Genomic DNA, 8,096 nt, shown 5'->3' with positions numbered 1-8,096 from the left:
GAGTTAGGAGTTAGGAGTTAGGAGTTGGGAGTTGGGAGTTGGGAGTTGGGTGTTGGGAGTTGGGAGTTGGGAGTTTGGAGTTTGGAGTTTGGAGTTTGGAGTTTGGAGTTTGGAGTTTGGAGTTTGGAGTTTGGAGTTTGGAGTTTGGAGTTAGGGGTTAGGAGTTTGGAGTTTGGAGTTTGGAGTTTGGAGTTTGGAGTTTGGAGTTTGGAGTTTGGAGTTTGGAGTTTGGAGTTACCCCACTCCCCCACTCCCCCACTCCCCCACTCCCCCACTCATCCCCACGCTGAGAGGGGGGGGACTTGCTCTAATTCCTGACTTAGGCTGTCGTGGATGTGACCGTTAGTGGCAAGAATTCTACCAGATTCAATTTTTAAAGGAGTGCGATCGTAAGCTGTGACTTTACCGCCGGCTTCTTGTAGTAAAATAATGCCAGCGGTAATATCCCAAGGTGAAAGACCTCTTTCCCAATAGCCATCTAAACGTCCGCAGGCGACATGTGCTAAATCTAAAGATGCGGAACCACTGCGTCTAACTCCTTGGGTTAGGTGGGTGAGGTGACAAAATTCGGCGTAATTATTATCGGATGTTTCGCGGCGATCGTAAGCAAATCCCGTAACTAACAGACTTTTACTTAATTCAGAAGTTTCGGAAACTTGGATCGGACGACGGTTTCGCGTTGCTCCCAAACCCGTGGCTCCACGGAATAATTCATCGTGGAATGGGTCATAAATCACACCAACTTGGGGAACACCATTAATTAACAGCCCAATGGAAACTGCAAAAAACGGATATTGATGAGCGTAGTTAGTTGTACCATCTAGGGGGTCGATCGCCCAAAGATATTCATTATCTTGATTTCCTAATTTACCTGATTCTTCTGCTAAGATGGAGTGTTGTGGAAAGTGGCGACGCAAAATATCCAAAATTACCACTTCCGCAGCTTTATCAGCAACGGTGACTAAATCACCTGGGCGTCCTTTTTCGATAATTGCGTCTTCTAATTTACCTAAGTAACCTTGCAAAACCGCACCGGCAGCTAATGCTGCTTCTGTAGCAATATCTAGGAAAATTTGCATATCTAAGAAAGCATTTTAAACCGCAGAGGCGCGGAGGGCGCAGAGTAAGAGAGAAAACAGTTTGATGGTTTTTATCAAAACTTGAAAATATGCGGCGTTAGATGTGTTTTAGCTTACTTTCTTTTTTACTGAGCTTGCGGATTAGCGATCGCTTGTTTCCATTGTACCATTAACGCAAGCACCAGTTTTATTCTCAAAGTCGATGAGAGCGACGTTTTGATATTGCCATTTACCATCTTGCTTGAGGGTGAGGGGAACAGCTTTACCATTAGCATCAATCAGCGCAATGTCAGAAACGTAAAAGCGGAAATCTAAAGTAGTGATAGTTGTAGCAGGTTTGCCTAATTGATAACTAGTGCCACAACTAAAGGCATTATTGCCGACTTTCCCCGCAAATTTGATTGTAACTTCTTCGGTTTGAGAAGCGATCGATTGAAAGGAAACCTGAGTATTTAAGAATGGGATTCCCCCGAAAATTGCCAGAACAAACGTAGTCCATTTGACATTTAATTTCATTTGAATTCAAGCTAATGTGAAAATTGGGTAAAACACTCCAAAACTAACGATTTTGACGGCGAAACTCAGCGGGAGTCAGACGCATGGGTTTTTCAGGGTTCCAAATGCCTTGTTGGATGAGTCTAGCCCATTGTTGAGCGCGATCTAAAAGTTGGTCGTATTTATGATTAGGCGATCGCGCAACAAACAGCACATTCCCTTGTTTGACTAACTTTTCATTCAACAACACTTTATCTTTCCACACATAAGCCAAAGTCCGCCCAATTTTATCTTTAGCTTGGATGTCAAATTCCAGCACTACATATTGTTCTGCACCACCAATCATCGTCTCTAACGCATCTTTCGCGGCATCTCCCCACGGACGCTGACGCAAATCTGGTGCTTCTATACCAACCAACCGCACCTGAGAAATCAAATTGGGTTGCTCTGCCAAGCCTAATACCTCCAAGGTCTGCCCACTCACCACCCGTGCCACTTTCACCAAGGGCTGATTGTCTGCAAGCGGGGCTTTAGGTTGACAGCCCACTAGAAGTAACAGGCAAGCTAAAATTATGATTTTAATCATTGGTTAATTGCTACTGGTTAGTGGTTAGTAGATAGTGGTTAGTAGATAGTGGATAAGAGTACTTTTTCACAACGCTCCAACGCTCCAACGCTCCTACTATCAACTCACAAATAACAACGAACAACTCACTAATCTTCTTCTATTGGTAAACCCGCTTTAATTTTACCTCTAGCAAAATAGCGTCCAAATTGAAGTTCATAAACTTCATCTTCGTCTTGTGTCTCCACATACAAATCAGAACGTGCATAACTGACACACAACAGCGCATAGCCTTGACGCTGCAACTCTGGGGAAAGTCCGATCGCTTCGGGTTGATAAATTTCTCCTGAGAGCACTCGCACAGCACAAGTGGTACAAGCCCCATTTCGGCAAGAAAAGGGCAGTTCTACCCCTTGTTTTTCGCTGCTGTGCAAGATGTAGCGGTCTTCTGGCACTTCCAAGGTGTATTCTTTACCAGAAGAGCGATCGCGAACTTTAATTGTGTATATATCAGACATCTTGATTTGGGTAATTGGGCAATGGGCAATTGTTTAATGGGTATTGGGCAATAGGCAATGGGCATTGGGCATTTATCCCCCTTGTCCTCCTTGTCCCCCTTCTCCCCCTCTTCAAATCCCCATTTTAAAAATATATTTGCATGTTTTGGGGTTCTATAGTAGGATTATAAGTTGTGGCATCTGGAGAGATGGCCGAGTGGTTGAAGGCGCAGACCTGGAAAGTCTGTTTAGGGCAACTTAACCAGGGTTCGAATCCCTGTCTCTCCGTTTTCAATTTTAGTGGCAAAATAAAGAGCGATGGCAGGGGGTGTAACTAACGTTTATCCTGGGCGATCGCTATTATATATGGAAGCGCCAAATTTTCACTCTTATCGCTCTTCAACTGAGCCGAACTTTTTCATGTTCGGTTTCTCCGTGTGTATTATTACTAGTCTTTAAAACTATTATATTGTTACAATTGTAACTATGATAACTCATGCAGGAATGACAAGAATTGATGTCATCCCAAATATAATATTGTAAAAAAGCATGTCCGACGTAATTCTACATTCCCAAGCTTCTTATCTGCATAACTTTCTAGAGCCTTATGAATTTTTTATAAATAGTTTAATAACACGGCTGACAGATTTTGTAAATAATAATTCAACTAATGATGTAGCAAATCGCATCTTAGAAATAATTCAATATTCATCGTCAGCAGATTTGGTTTTTGTGTTACGCGATCGCGGTCAAAATAACTGGGTTGTAAAATCACAAAGCAATTTAGCTGAAGATATAGAACTAGATACTGATATTCAAACTTTCAAATCAATAATTTTCCCAATTCTTTCCGAAAAATCAGTATTTAATCCTAGTCATCATGGAAGTTATAAAATCTATGAAACTAAAAACGGTATTATTAAAGCTCTTGTAATAATACCCCTGCAATCACCACACAAAGCTGAAGTTATGGTTGTTTGCGGTTTAAAACAAGATTCATATTTTTTAGAAGATGCATTCGGGAGAATTATATCAAGCTTTTATCAAAGTTGCCAAAAAATGCCACTTCAGCCTGCATTAATTGAAGCTACTATTATTGATGATTTAAAAAGAGATTTTGGCTTCGTTTCTACATCACTACATCAAAAAAGATTTCAATTATTTCGTGAACGCCTTCAACGAATGATTGTATTCTTTGAACCAGTACTCCATTTAGATGCAGAAGACTTATTTATTAGTGGTTGGGAAGCCTTAGCAAGAAATCCAGACACCTTAATTGCACCTTCTGATTTATTTGCAGCCGCAGAGTTATGGCAACATGATTTCATTGTTGAACTTGACCGATATTTTTTGATAGTTGCTACAAAAACTTATTTGGAGGCTAGACAAAAAGCAAAACAAAATCGTTCCCATGAAATTGTCCCATTATCAGTTAATGTTTATCCAGAATCTTTGATGCAGACAGCGTACTTTGAAACAGTACATCAAATTCTCAAAAACAAAGTTATTTCACCGAGAAATCTTATCTTAGAAATTTCGGAAAAAGCCGAAGTCCCGCATTTTCAGGATGGTATTCGCTTAAAGTATCCTTTAAAAGTTTTCAAAACTAAACTACTAGAATATGTACATAAATTTCAGATTAGATTTGCCATTGATGATTTTGGAGTCGGCTATTCTTCAGTCTCTCGTTTAGCTGGATTGAATCCATGTCATGTGAAAATTGACCGAGAAATTCTGCATCATCAACCTAACGATATTATTATTCGCTTTGTTCACGAACTTGTAGGAGCAAATAATTTAAATCCATCAAATGTAATTGTCGAAGGTGTGGATGAGACGATTCCTATTAGTTTGCAGAGATTAAAAGAAATAGGTGTCAGCTATATTCAAGGACATATTGTTGGGAAACCAGAACCGGAAATTTATCGTTTAAGTTTCGAGAAAGCAGAGTTTTTGAGAAAGCTGCTTTTGGAAAATAAAAGTTTGTAGTGTGTGTTAGCGCCGAAAATACGGCACAATACATAATTTAAGACAGTATTCTCAAAATAAAACTAGGAGCGAGTAGAAATATCCCTGGGGAAATGCTTCGGCAAACGCGGCAATGGGAAAAGTATAAAATCAAACTAGTATCTTGGCGATAACTATAATTGATAGTATTAATATTTTCGCCATAAGCGCGTGAATCATAATTTAAATTTGATGAGCGCAACGCCAAAAAATCCTGGGGGTTGCAATGATTGCTTGTCAAGTTGAGAATAAAGAGACAAAGCACACGACGGGGAAACGAACGTGAATCAGGGATTTGATTACGATTTAGTAATTATAGGCGCGGGTGTAGGCGGACATGGCGCTGCCCTACACGCCGTTAGCTGTGGTCTGAAAACAGCGATTATTGAAGCCTATGATATGGGGGGAACCTGTGTCAACCGGGGCTGCATTCCGTCTAAAGCGCTGTTAGCGGCTTCTGGACGTGTGCGAGAGTTAAGAGATGCCCACCACCTGAAATCGCTGGGGATTCAAGTCGCAAATGTGGAGTTCGATCGCCAAGCGATCGCTAACCACGCTCTTGATCTCGTATCCAAAATCCAAGGCGATTTAACCAACAGCCTCAAACGCCTAAAAGTTGATATAATCCGGGGTTGGGGAAAATTAGCCGGCACCCAAAAAGTCACTGTGACTACAGATAGCGGTGACAAAACTATCACAGCTAAAGACATCATACTTTCACCAGGCTCGATTCCCTTTGTACCTCCAGGCATAGAAGTAGACGGCAAAACTGTCTTTACCAGCGACCAAGGTGTCAAGTTAGAATCTTTACCAAACTGGATAGCAATTATTGGCAGCGGCTATATCGGCTTGGAATTTTCTGATATATACTCGGCGTTGGGCAGTGAAATCACCATGATTGAAGCCCTAGACCAGTTGATGCCAGGATTTGACCGCGACATCGCCAAACTTGCAGAAAGGGTGCTAATTACTCCCCGCGATATCGAAACCAAAGTGGGGATATACGCCAAAAAAGTTATTCCCGGTTCACCTGTGATAATTGAATTAGCAGATTTCAAAACCAAAGAAGATGTAGATATCATTGAAGTGGATGCTTGTCTAGTTGCCACCGGACGCATCCCGGCTACACAAAATCTTGGTTTAGAATCTGTGGGTGTAGAAGTAGATCGGCGCAACTTTATCCCCGTCAACGACAGCATGGCTGTACTGTCAGCAGGTGAGGTAGTGCCGCATTTGTGGGCAATTGGTGATGCCAACGGCAAAATGATGCTGGCACACGCGGCTTCATCTCAAGGTATCATAGCGGTAGATAATATCTGTGGCAAACACCGAGAAATTGACTACCGCAGTATACCTGCGGCAGCATTCACCCACCCAGAAATCAGCTATGTAGGAATGACGGAAACCGCAGCCAAAGATTTAGGTAAAGAGTCGGGTTTTGAAGTGGGAACAGCACGAAGTTACTTTAAAGGTAATTCCAAAGCATTAGCAGAAGGTGAAGCTGACGGTATAGCAAAAGTGGTGTATCGTCAAGACACAGGTGAAGTTTTGGGCGTTCACATTTTCGGAATGCACGCCAGTGATTTAATTCATGAAGCGTCAGCAGCGATCGCCAATCGCCAATCTGTGCAAACCCTGGCTCATTTAGTTCACGCTCACCCCACACTTTCCGAAGTGCTGGATGAAGCATATAAACGAGCGATCGTCTCTTAGGGAGTGGGGAGTAGTGAGTAGGGAGTGGGGAGGACAAGGGAGAGGGGGAGGACAAGGGAGAGATAGGAATTTGTTTCTTACCCCCTTGTCCCCCCTGTCCCCCTTGTCCCCATTCCCCTTGTCCCCATTCCCCTTGTCCCCATTCCCCATTCCCCATTCCCCATTATGCAAATCCGTCGTCTTCATCCTAATCGAGCTATTGATGTATCTGTAATCCGCTATCAATCCGCTATTCCTGATGCGGCACCAAACAATATTTTAGAGGAAATTGTCTGGCAGAAAGAGATAGAAGTTGAGCAAATGCGCGAGAAGCTGCCTTTAAGCGAATTGCAGCGTCAAGCCCTCGGTGCACCCCCAACCCGCGATTTTATCGCTGCTTTGCAACAAGGTAAAACAAAGCCTGCGTTGATTGCGGAAGTAAAAAAAGCTTCTCCTTTGCAAGGAGTTTTTAGAGAAGATTTTGACTACTTAGCGATCGCCCAACAATATCAGCGAGGCGGCGCCAGTTGTCTTTCTGTGCTAACAGATGTAAAGTTCTTTCAAGGCAGCTTCGATAACTTAGCCAACCTTCGCACCACCGTAGACTTACCCCTACTGTGTAAGGATTTTATTATCTATCCTTACCAAATGTTTTTAGCGCGTGTTAAAGGTGCTGATGCGGTCTTGTTAATTGCCGCTATACTTAGCGATCAAGATTTGCAATACTTTGTCAAAATTGCTAAATCCCTGAAAATGGCAGCTTTAATTGAAGTCCACACTTTAGCCGAACTTGACCGTGTGTTAGCTTTAGATAATGTATCCTTAATCGGAATCAATAATCGTAACTTAGAAAATTTCGACATTGACTTGCAAACTACTTGTCAATTACTAACAGCAAGAGGTAGCCAATTACAAGAACGAAATATTATAGTTGTCAGCGAGTCAGGATTACATAATCCAGAGGATATAAATTTAGTGGCATCATCTGGTGCATCTGCTGTACTCATAGGAGAATTTTTGGTAAAACAAGCAGATATAGAATTAGCGATCGCTCAATTATTTCCCAAGGATTCGTAAAAGACAAATCTTGGATATGTACGCAAAGGAGGATTAGGCAATCGGTAAGTAAAGTGCAGCACCTTTTTTTGCCAAATCTTCATCACCTACAAAATCTCGGCTTTAACTAAATAGTTCTTCCCTATGTAAAAAATCATTTATCAAAGAAAAATTTCCGACTAATAGAAAATCCCAAATATTACATATCAGATTAACTTTATGGAGCAAATTCCTCTGCCTTCACCTATCCACTACGAACTGATCCTGCAACTTTTAGAAAGACAAACTATGTTAGCAGTCAGTCAAAACCCAGAACTACGGCATCAGGTGAATCAGCTAATTATTACACTCCGTAAAGCTGCTGCACAACAAAAACACCTAGAAGAAATTTGCCAGTTTTCCTCTAAAGAAGTTGACCACCGCTGGTCAATCAATCATCATAATTCTCAGAAAGTTGTCGTTCCTGATTGATTAAAATTAAGGAGCAGAGGTTTTTTAATCACTGCTGATACCGTTTCTATAGAAAATGCACAATTCTAGCCAACCTTCATGTTCGCTCCTTTGTCTGGTACTCTGACAGAGTTACGCCTAAGTAGCCAATAATACGGACAAACCTATACGTCTATTGACAAATATCCGTGTCTTTAATTATTTCGTCAACAGCCTCTCTAAGTCGTTTTTGCCAGTCAGGGACGGCTTTTAACT

General features: G+C 41.7%; 8 protein-coding genes and 1 tRNA gene. 5 read left to right on the top strand and 4 right to left on the bottom strand.

All coding sequences use genetic code 11. The features are described from left to right. Positions 1 to 275: 275 nt before the first annotated feature. The 4 genes from OGM63_RS06295 to OGM63_RS06280 form a co-directional block, all read right to left on the bottom strand. Complete coding sequence (locus tag OGM63_RS06295; RefSeq protein ID WP_263744645.1) at positions 276 to 1,079, bottom strand: inositol monophosphatase family protein; 804 nt, start codon at positions 1,077 to 1,079, stop codon at positions 276 to 278. Between the two features lie 141 nt (positions 1,080 to 1,220). Further along, a complete protein-coding gene (locus OGM63_RS06290) occupies positions 1,221 to 1,595 on the bottom strand; it encodes an MbnP family protein (RefSeq protein ID WP_263744644.1) in 375 nt (124 codons plus the stop codon). A 43-nt stretch (positions 1,596 to 1,638) separates the two neighbouring features. Beyond that, entirely contained in the window at positions 1,639 to 2,160 is a 522-nt protein-coding gene (locus OGM63_RS06285; RefSeq protein WP_263744643.1) for a thermonuclease family protein, read from the bottom strand. 128 nt (positions 2,161 to 2,288) lie between these two features. After that, a complete protein-coding gene (locus tag OGM63_RS06280) occupies positions 2,289 to 2,657 on the bottom strand; it encodes a 2Fe-2S iron-sulfur cluster-binding protein (protein ID WP_263744642.1) in 369 nt (122 codons plus the stop codon). A gap of 182 nt (positions 2,658 to 2,839) precedes the next feature. Here OGM63_RS06280 and OGM63_RS06275 point away from each other — a divergent pair. From OGM63_RS06275 to OGM63_RS06255, 5 genes are all read left to right on the top strand, one after another. Then, positions 2,840 to 2,924 (top strand) — tRNA-Ser (locus OGM63_RS06275). A gap of 261 nt (positions 2,925 to 3,185) precedes the next feature. Continuing rightward, positions 3,186 to 4,625 (top strand): EAL domain-containing protein, encoded by a 1,440-nt coding sequence (locus tag OGM63_RS06270; protein ID WP_263744641.1) that lies wholly within the window; start codon positions 3,186 to 3,188, stop codon positions 4,623 to 4,625. A 300-nt stretch (positions 4,626 to 4,925) separates the two neighbouring features. Continuing rightward, positions 4,926 to 6,356, top strand: a complete 1,431-nt coding sequence (gene lpdA / locus OGM63_RS06265) for a dihydrolipoyl dehydrogenase (RefSeq protein WP_263744640.1) — start codon at positions 4,926 to 4,928, stop codon at positions 6,354 to 6,356. 162 nt (positions 6,357 to 6,518) lie between these two features. Continuing rightward, positions 6,519 to 7,412, top strand: coding sequence for an indole-3-glycerol phosphate synthase TrpC (trpC, locus tag OGM63_RS06260; protein WP_263744647.1), 894 nt, complete (start codon positions 6,519 to 6,521; stop codon positions 7,410 to 7,412). 198 nt (positions 7,413 to 7,610) lie between these two features. Then, entirely contained in the window at positions 7,611 to 7,862 is a 252-nt protein-coding gene (locus OGM63_RS06255) for a DUF5340 domain-containing protein (protein ID WP_263744639.1), read from the top strand. Positions 7,863 to 8,096 lie beyond the last annotated feature (234 nt).

The organism is Plectonema radiosum NIES-515, assembly GCF_025753815.1.
GTDB classification, from domain to species: domain Bacteria; phylum Cyanobacteriota; class Cyanobacteriia; order Cyanobacteriales; family Nostocaceae; genus Hassallia; species Hassallia radiosum_A.
Note: the sequence above shows the minus strand (reverse complement) of the source record. Positions and strands in the feature narration are given on the sequence as shown.

Bases quoted from the DNA above. Each gene is read 5' to 3' on its own strand.
- OGM63_RS06295 (WP_263744645.1), bottom strand. From the start codon at position 1,079: ATGCAAATTTTCCTAGATATTGCTACAGAAGCAGCATTAGCTGCCGGT.
- OGM63_RS06290 (WP_263744644.1), bottom strand. From the start codon at position 1,595: ATGAAATTAAATGTCAAATGGACTACGTTTGTTCTGGCAATTTTCGGG.
- OGM63_RS06285 (WP_263744643.1), bottom strand. From the start codon at position 2,160: ATGATTAAAATCATAATTTTAGCTTGCCTGTTACTTCTAGTGGGCTGT.
- OGM63_RS06280 (WP_263744642.1), bottom strand. From the start codon at position 2,657: ATGTCTGATATATACACAATTAAAGTTCGCGATCGCTCTTCTGGTAAA.
- OGM63_RS06270 (WP_263744641.1), top strand. From the start codon at position 3,186: ATGTCCGACGTAATTCTACATTCCCAAGCTTCTTATCTGCATAACTTT.
- OGM63_RS06255 (WP_263744639.1), top strand. From the start codon at position 7,611: ATGGAGCAAATTCCTCTGCCTTCACCTATCCACTACGAACTGATCCTG.